The 16,448-nt window shown below is 64.8% G+C and carries 18 protein-coding genes; 15 read left to right on the top strand and 3 right to left on the bottom strand.

Going from position 1 to position 16,448, the window contains the following annotated elements; all coding sequences use genetic code 11:
* The 5 genes from AC5JJ6_RS17395 to AC5JJ6_RS17375 all read left to right on the top strand — a co-directional run.
* Positions 1-717 (top strand): succinate dehydrogenase iron-sulfur subunit (locus tag AC5JJ6_RS17395; protein ID WP_496043266.1); only part of this gene is annotated, 717 nt, incomplete at its 5' end.
* A 249-nt stretch (positions 718-966) separates the two neighbouring features.
* Positions 967-1,185, top strand: a complete 219-nt coding sequence (infA, locus tag AC5JJ6_RS17390; RefSeq protein ID WP_037452069.1) for a translation initiation factor IF-1 — start codon at positions 967-969, stop codon at positions 1,183-1,185.
* Between the two features lie 49 nt (positions 1,186-1,234).
* The gene (locus tag AC5JJ6_RS17385; protein WP_496043265.1) at positions 1,235-1,849 is read left to right on the top strand and encodes a Maf family protein; all 615 of its coding nucleotides are present in this window, start codon (positions 1,235-1,237) and stop codon (positions 1,847-1,849) included.
* 2 nt (positions 1,850-1,851) lie between these two features.
* On the top strand, positions 1,852-3,099 hold the full coding sequence (locus AC5JJ6_RS17380) for a ribonuclease E/G (protein ID WP_496043264.1): 1,248 nt from the start codon (positions 1,852-1,854) through the stop codon (positions 3,097-3,099).
* A gap of 85 nt (positions 3,100-3,184) precedes the next feature.
* Positions 3,185-3,790: an ATP-dependent Clp protease proteolytic subunit gene (locus AC5JJ6_RS17375; protein ID WP_496043263.1), complete on the top strand. Its 606-nt coding sequence runs from the start codon at positions 3,185-3,187 to the stop codon at positions 3,788-3,790.
* 112 nt (positions 3,791-3,902) lie between these two features.
* Here the strand turns inward: AC5JJ6_RS17375 and AC5JJ6_RS17370 are convergent, their stop codons facing one another.
* Positions 3,903-4,184: a hypothetical protein gene (locus tag AC5JJ6_RS17370; RefSeq protein WP_496043262.1), complete on the bottom strand. Its 282-nt coding sequence runs from the start codon at positions 4,182-4,184 to the stop codon at positions 3,903-3,905.
* 186 nt (positions 4,185-4,370) lie between these two features.
* On the opposite strand from AC5JJ6_RS17370, the gene AC5JJ6_RS17365 reads away from it, so the two are divergent.
* From AC5JJ6_RS17365 to AC5JJ6_RS17345, 5 genes are read left to right on the top strand one after another with little or no spacing between them, the layout of a single operon-like run.
* Positions 4,371-5,036, top strand: coding sequence for an LpoB-related protein (locus AC5JJ6_RS17365; protein ID WP_496043261.1), 666 nt, complete (start codon positions 4,371-4,373; stop codon positions 5,034-5,036).
* Positions 5,037-5,085: 49 nt separating this feature from the next.
* Positions 5,086-6,315 (top strand): COG3014 family protein, encoded by a 1,230-nt coding sequence (locus AC5JJ6_RS17360; protein WP_496043260.1) that lies wholly within the window; start codon positions 5,086-5,088, stop codon positions 6,313-6,315.
* Positions 6,316-6,320: 5 nt separating this feature from the next.
* Complete coding sequence (locus AC5JJ6_RS17355) at positions 6,321-6,809, top strand: hypothetical protein (RefSeq protein ID WP_496043259.1); 489 nt, start codon at positions 6,321-6,323, stop codon at positions 6,807-6,809.
* Positions 6,806-7,630 carry a hypothetical protein gene (locus AC5JJ6_RS17350; RefSeq protein ID WP_496043258.1) on the top strand — a complete coding sequence of 275 codons (825 nt, stop codon included), beginning with the start codon at positions 6,806-6,808 and terminating at the stop codon, positions 7,628-7,630. Before AC5JJ6_RS17355 ends, AC5JJ6_RS17350 begins: the two co-directional genes overlap by 4 nt.
* 20 nt (positions 7,631-7,650) lie before the next feature.
* Positions 7,651-8,034, top strand: coding sequence for a hypothetical protein (locus tag AC5JJ6_RS17345; protein ID WP_496043257.1), 384 nt, complete (start codon positions 7,651-7,653; stop codon positions 8,032-8,034).
* Between the two features lie 31 nt (positions 8,035-8,065).
* On the opposite strand, the gene AC5JJ6_RS17340 is transcribed toward AC5JJ6_RS17345, so the two are convergent.
* The gene (locus AC5JJ6_RS17340; protein WP_496043256.1) at positions 8,066-10,270 is read right to left on the bottom strand and encodes a DNA topoisomerase; all 2,205 of its coding nucleotides are present in this window, start codon (positions 10,268-10,270) and stop codon (positions 8,066-8,068) included.
* 168 nt (positions 10,271-10,438) lie between these two features.
* Between AC5JJ6_RS17340 and AC5JJ6_RS17335 the strand changes: the two genes are divergently transcribed.
* Positions 10,439-11,635, top strand: coding sequence for a hypothetical protein (locus AC5JJ6_RS17335; RefSeq protein WP_496043255.1), 1,197 nt, complete (start codon positions 10,439-10,441; stop codon positions 11,633-11,635).
* 3 nt (positions 11,636-11,638) lie between these two features.
* On the opposite strand, the gene serB is transcribed toward AC5JJ6_RS17335, so the two are convergent.
* The gene (serB, locus tag AC5JJ6_RS17330; RefSeq protein ID WP_496043254.1) at positions 11,639-12,535 is read right to left on the bottom strand and encodes a phosphoserine phosphatase SerB; all 897 of its coding nucleotides are present in this window, start codon (positions 12,533-12,535) and stop codon (positions 11,639-11,641) included.
* Between the two features lie 59 nt (positions 12,536-12,594).
* Here serB and miaA point away from each other — a divergent pair, with 59 nt between their 5' ends.
* The 4 genes from miaA to AC5JJ6_RS17310 form a co-directional block, all read left to right on the top strand.
* Positions 12,595-13,536, top strand: a complete 942-nt coding sequence (miaA, locus tag AC5JJ6_RS17325) for a tRNA (adenosine(37)-N6)-dimethylallyltransferase MiaA (RefSeq protein WP_496043253.1) — start codon at positions 12,595-12,597, stop codon at positions 13,534-13,536.
* Positions 13,537-13,692: 156 nt separating this feature from the next.
* The gene (locus tag AC5JJ6_RS17320) at positions 13,693-15,471 is read left to right on the top strand and encodes an acetolactate synthase 3 large subunit (protein WP_496043252.1); all 1,779 of its coding nucleotides are present in this window, start codon (positions 13,693-13,695) and stop codon (positions 15,469-15,471) included.
* A 111-nt stretch (positions 15,472-15,582) separates the two neighbouring features.
* Entirely contained in the window at positions 15,583-16,089 is a 507-nt protein-coding gene (ilvN, locus tag AC5JJ6_RS17315) for an acetolactate synthase small subunit (RefSeq protein WP_044427385.1), read from the top strand.
* 83 nt (positions 16,090-16,172) lie between these two features.
* On the top strand, positions 16,173-16,448 hold a 276-nt coding region (locus tag AC5JJ6_RS17310), incomplete at its 3' end, for an NAD(P)-binding domain-containing protein (RefSeq protein ID WP_496043251.1).

The raw sequence follows: 16,448 nt of genomic DNA, 5'->3' as shown, positions 1-16,448 counted from the left end.
AAGGGCGCCAAGCGCGCCAAGAACTTCAAGATCTACCGGTGGAACCCCGAGGACGGTCAGAACCCGCACCTGGACGAGTTCGAGATCGATCTCGACAAGTGCGGTCCGATGGTTCTGGACGCCCTTATCCACATCAAGAATGACGTCGATGGCTCGTTGGCATTCCGGCGGTCATGCCGCGAAGGCATCTGCGGCTCGTGCGCCATGAATATCGACGGTGTCAACACGCTTGCGTGTCTGAAGCCGATCGAGGAAGTGAAGGCCGACGTCAAGATCTACCCACTGCCGCACATGAAGGTGGTCAAGGATCTGGTCCCCGATCTGGGCAACGTGTTCGCCCAGTATGCCTCGATCAAGCCGTGGCTCCAGTCCCAGTCGCCCGCCCCGCCGGACCGGGAACGCCTCCAGAGCCCGGAAGAGCGCGAGAAGCTCAACGGCCTCTACGAGTGCATCCTGTGCTTCTGCTGCACCACGAGCTGCCCGAGCTACTGGTGGAACGGCGACCGCTACCTGGGTCCGGCCGTGCTGCTCCAGGCCTATCGCTGGATCGCTGACAGCCGCGACGAATACACCGGCGAGCGTCTGGACGCGCTGGAAGACCCCTTCCGGCTGTACCGCTGCCATACCATCATGAACTGCACCCGGACCTGCCCGAAGGGCCTGAATCCGGCCAAGGCAATTCAGGAAATCAAGAAGCTGATGGTCGAACGGCAGTAGATATTGTAAGATACCCGACCGGCGCCGTTTGCCCTGTGCCGGTCGGATTGCTGCAAAGGCGCCCGAGAGTCATCTCCGGCGCCCTTCTCTTTAGGGCAAAAGTTTGTCAACTGGACAGTATCGTTTTGCCGCGCATGGGCATATTGTTCGCCCGCGCCGGGAAAGCGTCTTGACCGGCGCGATGGCGGCAATCACTTAACCAGAGCGCACTTAACCATAGCGCAATCCCTCGAGCGGACCAAAGGACTTATGGCTAAAGAAGATCTTATCGAATTCTCCGGCACCGTGATGGAACTGCTCCCGAACGCCATGTTCCGGGTCAAGCTGGACAACGACCACGAAGTGCTGGCCCATACATCGGGCAAGATGCGCAAGAACCGCATCCGCGTGCTGGCGGGCGACCGCGTGAATGTGGAAATGACCCCTTACGATCTCAGCAAGGGCCGTATCACATTCCGTTTCAAGTAATTTTCGGCATCGACTTGACGATGACCAGGTCATCCATGACCGGCATGTCATGACAGTTCCGGCGCCTTCCCCGCTGGTGCTGGCTTCGGCCTCCCCCAGGCGACTCGACTTGCTGCGCCAGATCGGTATCGAACCGGCCAGCATCGACCCCGCAGACCTGGACGAAACTCCGCATCGCGACGAGCTTCCCTCCCAGCATGCCGCAAGGCTGGCTGCGGAGAAGGCTGATGCGGTGGCATCCCGCCATGCCGGCAGCTTCGTGCTGGCGGCGGATACCGTAGTCGCCTGCGGCCGCCGCATCCTGCCCAAGGCGGAAACGGAAGCTCAGGCGCGCACCTGCCTCAAGCTCCTGTCCGGCAGGCGTCACCGTGTCTACGGCGGCGTCGTCCTCGTACTGCCAGACGGCAGGCGGCTCGACCGGACGGTGCAGACGGCCGTCACCTTCAAGGTGCTCAGCCATGAGGAAACCGAAGGGTACATCGCCTCGGGCGAGTGGCGCGGCAAGGCTGGGGGCTACGCCATCCAGGGCCGGGCGGCGGCACTGATCCGGTGGATCGGCGGTTCCTACAGCAATGTGGTGGGACTTCCGCTGTTCGAGGTGTCCAACATGCTGTACGGCGCGGGCTTCGTTTCCAGCGCCCGCTTCATAAGCGCCGACGGGTAGAATTGACCGGCAAAATCGAAATCCTGATCGACCGCGCCGGCCCGCTCATGCGCGCCGCCGTCGTCGAGGACGGACGCCTCACCGATCTCCACATCGACAGCGACGACCGCCCGAGTCGCCTCGGCGATGTCGTGCTGGGGCGGGTCGACCGGGTGGTCACTGCCTTGAACGGCGCCTTCGTCGATATCGGCGGTCCCAGCGCCGGCCTGCTCAACGCCGCCGACCTGCGCACCGCGGCCCCGGCCAGCCGCAAGGCCGCGCGGGTCGATGCATCGCGCATCGGCACGCTGCTGCGCGCCGGCCAGCCGGTCCTGGTCCAGGTCAGGGCGGAGCCGGGCGGCGACAAAGGCCCTGGCCTGACCATGGACGCGACCCTGCCCGGCCGCTTCCTGGTGCTGACACCATTCAAGCCCGGCATTTCGATCTCCCGCAGGATAGCCCAGGGCGACGCCAAGGGCCGGCTGACGCAGACCATCGCCGGCATCACGGCAGGACTTGGCGGCGGCTGGATCGTCCGCGCCGGCGCCCTGAACGTGTCAGCCGAGGTGCTGGCGGCCGAGGCCGAGGCCCTGGCCGTGAAGTGGCGGAACATCGAGCAGCAATGCGGCTCGACCGCGCCGCTGCCGCTGCTGTCCGGCCCGGCCGCACCCATCCGCGCCGTCGTCGAGCAGGGCGGCCGGGCGGTGTCCCGAATCCTGGTCGCCGATCCTGGCATCCTTGCCGATCTGAACGCCTGGGCCGCCGATACGGCGCCCGACATCGCCCCGCTGATCGAGCGCCACGCCGGCCCCGAGCCCCTGTTCGAGCGCTACGACCTGGAGGGCGAGATCGCCCGGCTGACCAGCCGCCACGTCCCCCTGCCCGGCGGCGCCGGCCTCGTCATCGACCGGACGGAGGCGCTGACCGTCATCGACGTCAACGGCGGCGAGCGGCCCAACGTGCTGGCGACCAACCTTGACGCCGCCGGCGAGATCGCCCGGCAGCTCCGGCTGCGCAACATCGGCGGCATCGTGATCGTCGATTTCATCAACCTGTCCGGCCGGGGCTTCGAGTCCGGCGGACAGCGCGTTCTAGACGCGCTGAGCCATGCCACCGCCGACGATCCCTCCGGAGTCAACGTCTACGGGATGTCGAAGCTGGGTCTGGTCGAGCTTACCCGCGCCCGGCGCGGCCCGGCGCTCGCCGATCTTCTGCCCGATCTTCTGTCCGATAGGCGAGACGCTCGTCATAGTCCTGTGGGTGCAGGTTGAACCGGCGGTCAAATCCGGCTATGCAAGTCAAGCGAACGAAATGCTCCGTGCGCTCTTGCGCGGTGTGAGGTCCGAGGAGAATTTGATGTTTTGGGTCATGGACGAGGAACCGAAGGAAGAGACGCCAAAGCCGACCCCGGCCCCCTTCAGCACGGTTCTTCAAAACCTGTTCAAGTCACGCACGATCACGATCTTCGGTGAAATCAACCAGAAGGTCGCTGAAAGCACCGTTGCCCAGCTCCTCGCCCTGTCGGTCGAGAATGACGACCCGATCCGGATCTTCATCAACTCGCCGGGCGGTCACGTGGAATCTGGCGACAGCATTCACGATATGATCCGCTTCATCAAGCCGCAGGTGAAGGTGATCGGCACCGGCTGGGTCGCCAGTGCCGGCGCTCACATCTATCTGGCCGCGAAGAAGGAAAACCGGCTTTGCCTGCCGAATACCCGCTTCCTGATCCACCAGCCGCTGGGCGGGGCCGGCGGACGGGCGACGGATATCGCGATCGAGGCGAAGGAGATCATCAAGATGCGCCGCCGCATCAACGAGATCATCGCCCGTGAGACGGGGCAGTCGCTGGAGCGGGTCGAGAAGGACACCGATCGGAACTACTGGATGTCCGCCGAAGAGGCGAAGGACTACGGCCTCGTCAGCCGCATCATCGAAAACTCGGACGGCATCGAAGGCTGATGGTCCTGTTGGACCGGGGCCTGAACGGCCAATGAAAAACGCGGGCTTCGGCCCGCGTTTTTTATGCCCGCTGTCGTGACGGATGGATTATTCGGCCCAGGCCAAGCCCGGCCTATGCCTTGATATCGACGATCTTGCCACGCCCCTGCGACCTGCTCGACAGAGCCTGCGCCCTGGTGTCGACGGCTTGGCCGGTTTCGGTGCCGCTGGTCGACCGGCGCGGCGTATCTGCCCGCGCGGTGGCGGTGGTGGCCTGAAGCGTCTGCGTCTGGGTCACGCCCGCGTTTTGCAGGGCTGCGGCCACTGCGGGCTGGGGTGTGTAGACGGGCGCTGCCGAAGCTGAACTGTACGGTTTCGAGATGATCGGCGGCGGAGGCGGTATGTTGACGTTCATCACCGGCACTCACAGACCATGTTAAGCGAACGGCGTCATTATGGCACAACCCATTGCCGGTGTCACAACAATCGAGCGGGAAGAGGCGGTCCAGGCGCTTCCCCGGTTCCACAGGACGCTATTTACCTACCATTTTACGAGAATGATCTATAAAAACGGGTAATCCACTTTTTCACAGGATTACCCATGCTGCGCATCAACCGTGCGGAAGCCGTCCGACCGAGGACCATCGTCAAGGCGCTGGCGGTGCTGGCGGTTTCCGCCCTGGTCGCGGGCTGCCAGTCGAAGAGCGAGAACGTTTCCGGCATGCGTGTGGTCGAACTCGATCCGGGCACCCGCGGACCGGTTGCCGGCGTCGGGATCGAGGGCCAGGACATCGTCTCGATGACCGACCGCATGATGCGCGACATGATGTCGACCCCGGTGCTGGCATCGGCGGCGCGTCCGCCGCAGATCATCGTCGACGGCGAGTTCTTCGAGAACGAATCGGCGCAGCGGCTGAACAAGAATGCCATAACCGACCGCCTGCGCGTCGGCCTCAACCGCAACGCCCAAGGGCGCATGGTCTTCGTCGGCCGCCACTATGCCGGGATGGTCGCGCAGGAACGCGACCTCAAGCGCCAAGGCGTCGTCGACCAGGCGACCGCCGGCCTGACCAAGGCACAGGCCGGCGGCGATTACCGCCTGGGCGGCCGTATCTCGTCGGTGGATAGCCGCAACCCATCCAACGGCATGGTTCAACGATACAACCAGATCGTCTTCGAGATGGTGGATCTGGAACGCGGGACCATCGTCTGGTCCGGCATCTACGAGTTCGCCCGAGCGGCACAGGACGACATCGTCTACCGCTGAGCGCCCGGAGCTTCACAGGTTCAGCTTCATCCGCTCTGGAGAAATGCCGATGCGCGTCCGGCGTCACGTTCTTGCCTACTCTATCTGCGGGCTCGCTCTCTCCGCGTGCGGTGCCACTCAGCAGCATGAAATCAGTCTGAAGATCGATCCCAAGCAGCAGGCGGAGTTCCTCGCCGATAAACCGGACAAGCTGAAGCGCCTCTACGGGCGCATCCTGCCGGAAGGCGAACGTAATGCTGTTCTGAACTACACCCGCATCGGCATCGCCGCATTCGAAACCGGCGAGATCGAGACGGCCGGGAAAGCGTTCGATGAAGCCTTGAACCGTATCGAGGCGATCTACGCCGACAACGAAAAGGCGGAAGCCGCACGGTCCAAGTTCGTCAAGGAAAACGCCAAGGACTTCAAGGGCGAGCCTTACGAGCGGGCGATGGCCTATTACTATCGCGGCTTGGCCTATCTTGCGGAAGGCGATTACGAGAACGCCCGCGCCTCGTTCAAGGGCGGCATGCTTCAGGACAGTCTGGCGGCCGATGAAAAATTCAACGCCGACTTCGCGTCGCTGGCGTTCCTGGAGGCTTGGTCCTCCCACTGCATGGGCCGCAAGGACGCCGCCGCTTCCGCCTTCGCGGAGGCGCATAAGCTGCGCTCCGACCTGGTGGCGCCATCGCCCAAGGACAACCTGCTTCTGATCGCGGAAAGCGGGACGGCCCCGATCAAGGTCAGCAGCGGCGAGTTCAAGGAGAAGATGGAGCCGCACCGGGGCACTCCCGGCGTCGTGCGCACCGCCTTCACGATGGGGGAGAAGACGGTGCCGGCCATCCTTGCCGAAGACGTCTGGTTCCAGGCCTCCACACGAGGCGGACGCCAGGTCCAGGCGATCCTGGACGGCAAGGCGGAGTTCAAGGACGGCATGAACACGGCGGCGGCCATCGGCGTCGGCGGCGGCCTTGGCATGATGAATGCCGGTTCCCAATACAACGACAACAGCATGGCGGCGGCCGGCGCGATCGTTCTGCTTGTCGGTCTGATGGCGCATGCGGCGGCCGCCGCGACGACGCCTGAAGCCGATCTCCGCTACTGGGACAACCTGCCCGACAACCTGCATTTCGCGACGCTGAGCATACCCGCCGGCGAGGTTTCGGTGACCATGGCGGACAGCCAGAACAAGCCCGTCCAGATGCGCGTCACGCACAAGGGCGAGTGCGCCATCGGCTGGGGCCGCACCCATTCCGCACTCGCCATCCCCACTGTCGCGCCCTTCGCGGTCAAGGAGTGAACTCCGTGGACAAGCCAGCCCTCCCCTTTCCCGCCGCCCTGCTTGCGCTGGTACTGGCGCTCCCCTTAAGCGCCTGCAATCAGCCCGTCCAGCAGACGCTGGGCTGCGACTTCGCGCCTTACATGGCTGCGCGGCAGATACCGGAACTGGCCCTGGTGCCGGTCCAGCCCGGCACGATGACACCGATCCCGCTGAACTCCGTGTCCTTCTCCGACAGCTTCACGGCGGAAAGCGTGCTGGTTCAGTATACGGGAGCCCAGCGGACGCCTACCGGCACTGTCGAGGTCACGACCCGCATGGTCAACTGCACGGACTGGCCGCTGGTCGTCGAAGGGCGGACGAACTTCTTCGACGCTGGCCAGCGCCCGATAGAGCCGGTCTCCGCGTGGCAGAAGATCCACCTGCCTCCCCGGTCGGTCGGGCATTACAGCGAGATGTCGATGGACGCCATACGCGTCCAGACCTACCTGACCGAGCTGAGGAGCGCGCCGTGAAAAGAGCTTTTGCGGGCATCCTGTTGCTGACTGCGGCGGCCTTTCCCGCCGGAGCGCAGCAGATCGACAGCCAGGGCTACCGCACGGGGCTGCCGCCGGTCATGGCACCGATGGGCGGTTTGGGAGGAAATCAGGCACCGATAGACGACGGGACGGTGGACCGGTTCCGGCAAGCCTATGCCGCCCGAAAGAGCCCGCGCATCATGGTCTTCTGGAACCGGGAACTGGACGATCACGCGTCCTCGACAGGTAACGTCGAGACGCGGATCGAGCGGCGGGACGCTGGCGTGGGCGCCGCGGTTCCGGGCGCCATCGTCTGGGGACAGGACCGGGACGTGACGATCCGGTCGCGCATGGCGGAACCGGAAACCGCCCGCCGGCCGGACTTCGCAGAGCCGTCCAAATGGGCGTTCGAGGCCTCCTTCTCGCAGGCCTTCTCGGAAGCCGGCGTGAACTTCATCGATCGCAGCTTGGCGATCCGCACCACCGACCACGCTTCGAAGAATTCCGGCGCCGCCGATCAGGCGCGGGGAGAAATGGCCGGCGTCGCGGGGACTGCCGATCTTCTGATGGAAGTGCTGGCGACACGCGATCCCCGTTCTCCCGTGGGGACCGCGTTCAAGGTGACCGTCAAGCAGATATCGAGCGGACGGGTGCTCGCCAATGTCGTGACGCTGGCGCTTCCTCCGGAGCGAACCTCCACCGGCTACGCCGCGACCAAGCACGGCTTCGTACCCGTGACGCAACCCGTAACGGTCGATCTGGTCGGCCGCCGCTTGGCGGTCGAAACGATGGTCGGCCTGCTCGGCGCATGGCGCTGAAAAACGATCGGAGCGGACTGATGCGCGTATTTCCCTTGATCCTCGGCGTCTTCTGTCTGGCGGGCTGCACCGGCCCAGACATCGTCCCCATCCAGGGGAGCGTGCCTCCCCTGGTCCATTCCAATGAGGCCGGTGTGGTCGCTAGAGCACCGGTCGCCGCTGTTTCTACAATCCCCGCCGATACTTCCGCGATGACGCCGGATACGCCACAGGGGCGTTATGACGGCATGGTCCAGCGCGGTCAGATACGGGAAGCGAACAGGATTGGCGTCGGCGTGATGACCGGGTCCCTGCCCTGCGGCAATGCTCCCGGCGTGGTCGCCCCGCCGACACCGCTGTCCAAGCCGTGCGGCGTGGCGCCTCTGGACGACTTCACGCTTGAGCGGCAGCGACAGGATTACTGAACGGGCCGCCATCGATCTGTGCGATTGCCGGTCACGAGGGATTCTTGGCGTAAAGGTCCAGGAAGGTCCGGCACGCGTCGAAATCGCCGGCGACCGCCGGAGACAGCTCGATCCCCCGGCGCTCGGCGATGGATTTGGCGAAGTTCAGCATCTTTTCGGTCGGCGGATTACCACGCGCACGGCCGGGACGCGGTTCGGCAGTCTTCGGGGCTTCATCCGAAACCGGGGCAGCCGTCATCGTCTGCTTCTGACGCGCCGGAGACCGGCGGCGCTTGACCGTGGGAGCGTTCTCCGGCGTCTCGCCGTCCTTCGCCGCCGCTTTGACACGGGGCTTGCGCACCGTCTTGGCCCTGCCCTTGGTCTTGACCGAAGGAGACGGCGTCGGGGCGCCAAGGTCGAGCTTGGCGCCGGAACGCTGGCGGAGCGCGCCGATCAGGCGGTCGGCTTCGGTCGCGATACCGTCGATCACGGTGCGGAACTCGGCCCGGCCGGTGACGATCTCGTCCAGCCTCATCTCCCAGACTGCCGTGGTACCGGGATCGACCAGCACGGGGGCGGATGTCCGCAGCAGTTCGAACAGGTGGAGGCCGGCTGGGGTCGGCACCACCAGCTTGCCCTCCGCCACCAGCATATTCTGGCGCTTGAGGCCCTTGATGACCTCGGCGCGGGTGGCAGGGGTGCCGATGCCCTTGGCCTCCTTCAGGCGGTCGCGGAGCGCCGGGTCCTCGACGAAGCGCCACGCGTTCTGCATGGCGTCGATCAAGGTGCCCTCGTTGTAGCGCGGCGGCGGCTGGGTCCGCTTCGCTTCGACCTTGGCGTCCGACAGCGCCGCGATATCGCCGTCCTTGATCGGCGGCAAGGTCTGTTCGTTCTCCGGCTCCGGCTGATTCGACTGCTCGGCGCCGGTATAAACCTCTTTCCAGCCCAGCTTGATCGGCACCCGGCCGATGGTGCGGAACTCGACCGGCTTGCCCTCCGGCATGGGGACCGGCATCGTCACCGTCGTCTGGCGGTATTCGTAGTCGGGCATCACGACAGCCAGATAGGACCGGCAAATCAGCGCGAACAGGCGTTTCTCGTCGTCGCTGAGGCGGGCGAGCCGGGGTTCCAGGTCGCCCAATACATTGACGTTAGGCACGATGGCATGGTGCGACACGCCTTCCAGCGCCTTGTCGCAGAAGTGGCCGGACTTGCCCTTGCGGATAACCGGGCGGGAGATGTCCAGATGGGCAAACCCGCGCAGCCCGGTGAGTGCCCGAACGATCGCCGGCACGTCGTCGATCTGGTTCTCCGACAGGTAGCGGGCTTCGGCACGGGGATAGGTTATCAGCTTCTTGCCGTCGCCGTCATAGAGCTCCTGGGCGACCGACAGCGTCTTGTCGGCGTTCCAGCCCCAGCGCTGGCCGCAGGTCTTCTGAAGAGCCGGCAGATCGAACAGGCGCGGCGGTCCCTGGCGCTTCTCCTCCACCGTTACCGCCAGCGGACCCTTGCAGCCTTCCGCCGCCTGGGCGATGGCGTCGGCCCGCTTCCGGTCCTTGATGCGGTCCTTGGGCGGCGGCGCGTGGCGCATCAGAAAGGCGCCGTTCTCGACCATCGCAGTCGCCACGATCTCGAAATAGTCCTCCGGCTTGAAATTGACGATCTCAAGCTCGCGCATGCAGACGATCGCCAAGGTCGGCGTCTTGACCCGCCCGATCCCGATCACCGTCTTGGAGCCGGGCGCGCGGAGCGTCGTGGTGGCGGTCCTGGTCAGCGAGAGATTGAATATCTGGTCGGCCTGCTGACGGGCTACCGCCGCTTCATAGACCGGGCGCAGTTCCGTATTGGGTTTCAGGCGCTCGAAGGCGTCGCGGATCGTCTTGGGGTCCTGCGCCGTGAAAATGGCGCGCATCACCTCGCCGCGATATCCTACATGCTCCAGGATCTCCTGACCGATCAACTGCCCCTCACGGTCGCAGTCGGTCGCCAGAATCACCCTGTCGCATCCTTTCAGCGCGGATGCGATCGCCTGAAACTTCGCCTGCTTGTTGCCGTAGGTGTCTGGGCGGGTCGGATAAAGCCCATCGGGTTTCAGCAGAGCCGTAGTCCAGCGCTTCCATTCCGGATTGACCTCGTCCGGTTCCGCCAGACGCAGCAGGTGCCCTTCCGCCGGCAGGATCTGGCCGAACCTGTTGCCCAACGCCACGCGCAGATCCCGTGCCTGACTGGATTTCTCCGTAATGATGACGGTTGCCATGGGTCGCCGGCTGGAAGGTTGCGCTTGGCCTCAGATTAAGGGCCGTCAGCAAACAAATCAAGAACATCAACTACACGTTATGGATGCATACAGGTGTATTTTTATACATTTTTTTACAAATGGCATCGAATGATCGGGCCTTCGTTTAGCTCTTCTGGGAGAATTTTTGTGACGGATCTGGCTGTCAGCAGCGGAATCGAGGCGTCGCCGCAGGCGGCGAAACCTGTCGGAGCGTCGAGCGATATGAAGTTCCGCCAGCAGATCGCGCGGGAGTGCGACGCGATGGCGCGCTATGCGCTGGGCGCCGGACTGAAGATGCCGCCGACGCTCGTCCAATCCCTGGACGTGTTCGAGAACGTCATCGAGCTCGACGATACGACCGTCTCGGCGGGCACTCTCACCACGCTTCACAGCCTGTTGGCCGATGTGGTGGCGCCCGCCACGCCGCGCACGATCTATCTGCTGCATATCGATCAGGCGCAGAAAAGTTGGCTGTCCTGCCTCGGCCCGCTGCCGACGATCCGGCGTCTGGTCATCGGCGCCGCGTTCTTCACGCTCGTGTTCGTGCTCAGCAGCATATCCGGCTCGATCAGCCACAAGAACCTGGCATCCGACATCTACTCCCTCAGCGGCCTCGAAAGCCTTCAGGTCCTGATCTTCCTGATGAGCGCCGCCGCCATGGGCGGCTGCTTCCATGCCCTGTTCATAGCCCACAGCTTTATCGGCAAGGGCACCTACGATCCGCGTTTCGAGTCCTCATACTGGATGCGAATCGGCCTTGGCGTCATCGCGGGACTGGTCCTGTCCCAGATGATCCCGATCGGTCCGGAACTGGACTCGGTATCCGGTGAAGCCACTTCGACTTCCGCGGCGGCCGTGTTCAGCAAACCGCTGCTGGCGCTGCTTGGAGGATTCTCGGCAACCCTGGTCTACACCATCCTTCAGCGGCTGGTGGAAACGGTCGAGTCACTTTTCAGTTCGAAAATGGGCGGCTCCACCAGCACCACTTCCGGAGCGCCGGCCGCAACGGCTTACCAGCCGGCTCCGGCGGCCGACGTCGCCATCGTCCAACCGGCGGCGATCCCCGCCACACCTCAGGCGGCCCTGCCCTCCCCCGGTTCTTTGGCCGCGAGCGCCGCCGCCGTTTCCGCCGTGGCCGCCGCTACGACCGCAGCGACGGCGGCCGTCGCCGCAACCCTCGGTGCGGGCGGCCAGACAGCCGATCAGACGGGAGCACCGGCGGACCAGCCGGCGGGGGAAACCTCGCAGACCGGAACACAGGCCGACGCACCTGCTGAAGGACAGACCGCCGCTCCTTCCGCCACGCCGGCAACGGCGGATATCGCCGCGCTCAAATCGGCCTGAGCGTCAGCGGCGGATATCCGCCGCCCGGTAGCCCTGGGCGTAGAGCAGAGCGGTCAGGTCCGACCGCTCGACCCGTGCCCGCGCCTGTGTCGCCACGACGGGCTTGGCATGGAACGCCACGCCAAGTCCGGCAGCCTGGAGCATGGGCAGGTCGTTTGCGCCATCGCCCACCGCGATACTGTCCCGCAGGGGAATGCGGTTGGCGCCCGCGACCCGCAGCAGAGCCGCTACCTTGGCGTCCTTGTCCAGGATCGGCTCCACCGCGATGCCGCTCAGGCGGCCATCGACGATTTCCAGATCGTTGGCCTGATCCTCGTCGAACCCGACAGTCGCGCGCACCCGTTCGGTGAAGAACTTGAAACCGCCGGACACCAGAGCGCAATAGGCGCCGTTGGCCTTCATGGTGGCGACCAGTTCCACGGCACCCGGCATCAGCTCGACCCGGCCATAGACCTGCTCCAGGCTTTCGACGGGCAGGTCCTTCAGCAAGGCCACCCGCTCGCGCAGCGCGTCCTTGAAGTCGATCTCGCCATTCATGGCGCGGTAGGTTATGCCTGCGATCAGGTCCTTCAAACCGACCAGTTCGGCCAGTTCGTCCAGCATTTCCTGCCGGATGATGGTCGATTCCATATCGGCGATCAGCAGACGCTTGCGGCGGCTGGCGACCGGCTGGGTGATCATGTCGACCGGCCGGTCCGGCAAGGCAGTATGGAGGGCCGCGTCGGCCTGATCGCAGTTGAGCCCGTCGAACGGGACGTCGCACGCGATGCCCGGCGCCAGCCAGTCCGGCGAGCCGGTCTCGGCGCCCAGGTCCTTCAGGGCGCTTCGGGCAGCGGCAACCGTGCTATCGTCCAGGTCGGCGGCGCTGGGGTCGGCGATCAGGGTCAGAACATTGTTCATCTGGAATATCCGCGGCGAAGATCAGGCGCCTTTATGAAATGTCCCACCAAGCCTTGTCCATGCCCGAAACAACCGTCGTCGTCGTAGGCGGCCCGACCGCCAGCGGCAAATCAGCGCTCGCTCTCGACTTGGCGGAGGCGTTCGGCGGCACCGTCGTCAACGCCGACAGCATGCAGATCTACCGTGAGCTATCGGTCCTGACCGCGCGTCCGACATCCGCCGACGAGGCCCGCGCGCCCCATCGCCTGTACGGTGCGTTGCCGGCGTGCGAGCGCTGCTCCGCCGCCCGTTGGCAGGCAATGGCGCTGGCCGAGATCCGCGCCGCCGGAACCGCCGGCAGCCTGCCCATCGTCGTCGGCGGCACCGGGCTCTACCTGCGGGCGCTGATGGAAGGGCTGGCGGATATCCCGCCGGTGCCGGCGGAAGTCCGGACGGCGGTACGTGACCTTCACGCCGCCGTCGGCAGCCCGGGCCTTCACGCGCTGCTGGCGGATCGCGATCCCATCACGGCGTCCCGCCTGAAGCCGGGCGACACCCAGCGGCTGCTGCGCGCCGTCGAGGTTTGGCAAGCGACGGGCCGCTCGATCACGGCCTGGCAGTCCGACCCGACGGCCGGTCCGCCGCCCGGCTTACGGTTCCTCCCCATCGTGGTCGATCCTCCGCGTGAAGCTTTGTACGCGTCGTGCGACGGCCGCTTCGGCAGGATGATCGAGCTTGGGGCGCTGGAGGAGGTGCGTGAGCTGATGAGATTGGATCTGCCCGCCGATCTGCCGGTCATGAAGGCGCTCGGCGTGCCCGAGCTTTCGTCGTATCTGCGCGGAGAAATCAACCTGCCGGCGGCGACGGCGCTGGCGCAGCAATCAACCCGCCGGTACGCCAAGCGGCAGGGTACGTGGTTCCGTCACCAGCTTGCCCCGGTGCATGGCTGCCATGTCATTTCCGCGCAATATTCGGAAAGTCTCAAACCAGCCGTTTGCAACTTAATTCGCAAAATGGGTTGACCCTGGAAAATGTTTTTATTAGGTTGCGTCGTCGCGCCCTGGGGGAAGTCTCGGGACGGCGCGCTAACATGTTGGAATTCCTGAATTTGCGGGATTTTCAAAAACGGAGACGGGCATCCGCAAGGCGCGGGTGCGTACAGACGAAGGTAGTTCAAGATGTCCGAGAACAAGCTGACCGGTGCGGAGATCGTCATCAAAGCCTTGAAGGATCAGGGCGTAGACGTAATTTTCGGCTATCCGGGCGGCGCGGTACTTCCGATCTATGACGCCCTGTTCAAGCAGAACGACCTGCGCCACATCCTGGTGCGGCACGAACAGGCTGCCGTCCATGCGGCGGAAGGTTATGCGCGCTCGACCGGAAAGGTCGGCGCGGTTCTCGTAACGTCGGGCCCCGGCGCCACCAACGCGGTCACCGGCCTGACCGACGCGCTGATGGACAGCATTCCGATCGTCTGCCTGACGGGTCAGGTGCCGACGCACCTCATCGGCAACGACGCCTTCCAGGAAGCCGACACGACCGGCATCACCCGCCCCTGCACCAAGCACAATTACCTGGTGAAGGACGTCAACAACTTGGCGCGGACGATGCACGAGGGTTTCTACGTCGCCCGCAGCGGCCGGCCCGGTCCCGTCGTCATCGACATTCCGAAGGACGTTCAGTTCGCCGAGGGCACCTATGTCCCGCCGGGCGAGGTCAGGCACAAGACCTACCGTCCGCAGGTCAAGCCCGACCTGTCGCTGGTCGAACAGGCGGTGGAGCTGATCGCCAACGCCAAGCGCCCGATCTTCTATACCGGCGGCGGCGTGATCAATTCCGGCCCGATGGCGTCGAAGCTGCTGACCCAGTTCGTCCGGATGACCGGCTATCCCTGCACCAACACGCTGATGGGCCTGGGCGCTTATCCCGCTTCCGACCGCCAGTTCCTGGGCATGCTGGGGATGCACGGCACCTACGAGGCGAATCTCGCCATGCACGGGTGCGACGTGATGATCAACATCGGCGCGCGGTTCGACGACCGCGTGACCGGCAAGCTGTCCGCCTTCTCGCCGGACAGCAAGAAGATCCACGTCGATATCGATCCCAGCTCGATCAACAAGAACGTCCGGGTCGATATCCCGATCGTCGGCGATTGCGCCCACGTTCTGGAAGACATGATCCGCATCTGGAAGGCCCGCCAGAAGCGGCCGGATCAGGTGGCGCTGAAGCAGTGGTGGGCTCAGATCGAGGAATGGCGCGGCCGCGACTGCCTGCGCTACGTCAAGACCGACCCGATCATCAAGCCGCAATACGCGCTGGAGCGGCTGCGCGAGCTGACCCGCAAGCACGACACCTACATCACGACCGAGGTCGGCCAGCACCAGATGTGGGCCGCCCAGTTCATCCCCTTCGAGGAGCCGAACCGCTGGATGACCTCCGGCGGCCTGGGCACCATGGGCTACGGCCTGCCGGCCGCCATCGGCACCCAGATCGCCCACCCGGACAGCCTGGTGGTCGACATCTCGGGCGAGGCGTCGTTCATGATGAACATGCAGGAGATGGCGACCGCCGTGCAGTACAATCTGCCGGTCAAGATCCTGATCCTGAACAACCAGTACATGGGCATGGTCCGCCAGTGGCAGGAACTGCTGCACGGCAGCCGTTATTCGCAGAGCTACAGCGAGGCCCTGCCGGACTTCGTCAAGCTGGCGGAAGCCTTCGGCGGCGTCGGACTGCGGGCGACCAAGGTGTCGGAAGTCGATGACGTCCTGAACCAGATGATCGACATCAAGCGCCCGGTGATCGTCGACATGTGCGTCGACCAGAAGGAAAACTGCTTCCCGATGATCCCCGGCGGACGGGCTCACAACGAGATCCTGCTCGGCCCGGCGGACCAGATGGGCGAAGAGACAAGGGCCGGCGAAGCCACTCCCGAAGAGGGCATGGTTCTGGTATAGGGCGGCCGCTCGTTCGCGGTCACGACAAGGCCGGCTCCGGGCTTAAGGTCCGGGGCCGGACGCAATGCGCCTGAACCACCTGCCGCCACTTCCCATCTGGAGCCATGTTCCGTGGAAACCACCATCGAAAAGCACACGATTTCCGTCCTGGTCGATAACGAGCCGGGCGTGCTGGCCCGCGTCATCGGCCTGTTCTCCGGCCGTGGCTACAACATCGAAAGCCTGACCGTGGCGGAGGTCGATGCGGAGCAGAAGGTTTCGCGCATCACCATCGTCACCAGCGGCACCCGCATGATCATCGAGCAGATCAAGAACCAGCTCGACCGCCTGGTGCCGGTCCACCGGGTCCGCGACCTGACCGACGAAGGCCCGCATATCGAACGCGAACTTGCCCTGATCAAGGTTGCCGGAACGGGCGACCGCCGGATCGAGAGCCTGCGTATCGCCGATATCTTCAAGGCCCGCGTGGTCGACGCCACGCTCAGCTCCTTCGTGTTCGAGATGACCGGCTCCGCTGCCGAACTGGACGACTTCATCGGCCTGATGCGCCAGCTTGGTCTGGTCGATGTCAGCCGGACCGGAGTCGCCGCCATTTCCAAAGGCGCCGCCAGCCTGTAAGAACAGGCGGAAATGCAAGACTATCCCCAGCCTCCAACCCCAGCGTAAAGCTGTCTGAAGCGAAAAACCGAGGAAATACCACCATGCGCGTCTATTACGATCGTGATGCCGACGTCAACCTGATCAAGGGCAAGAAAGTCTGCATCGTCGGCTATGGCAGTCAGGGCCATGCCCATGCCAACAATCTGCGCGACAGCGGCGTAAAGGACGTGATCGTCGGCGCCCGGCCCAACAGCCCGAGCGGCGCCAAGGCGGCCGCCGCCGGCTTCACCGTGATGACCCCGGCCGAGGCGGCCAAGGTCGCCGCCGGGATCATGCTGCGGTCCCCGGACGAGGGTGGGGCCGACCTGTGCGGCGCC

The sequence above is a fragment of the Skermanella sp. genome (assembly GCF_059503625.1).
The sequence above is the reverse complement of the archived record's forward strand: the minus strand, read 5'-3'. Positions and strand labels throughout refer to the sequence as shown.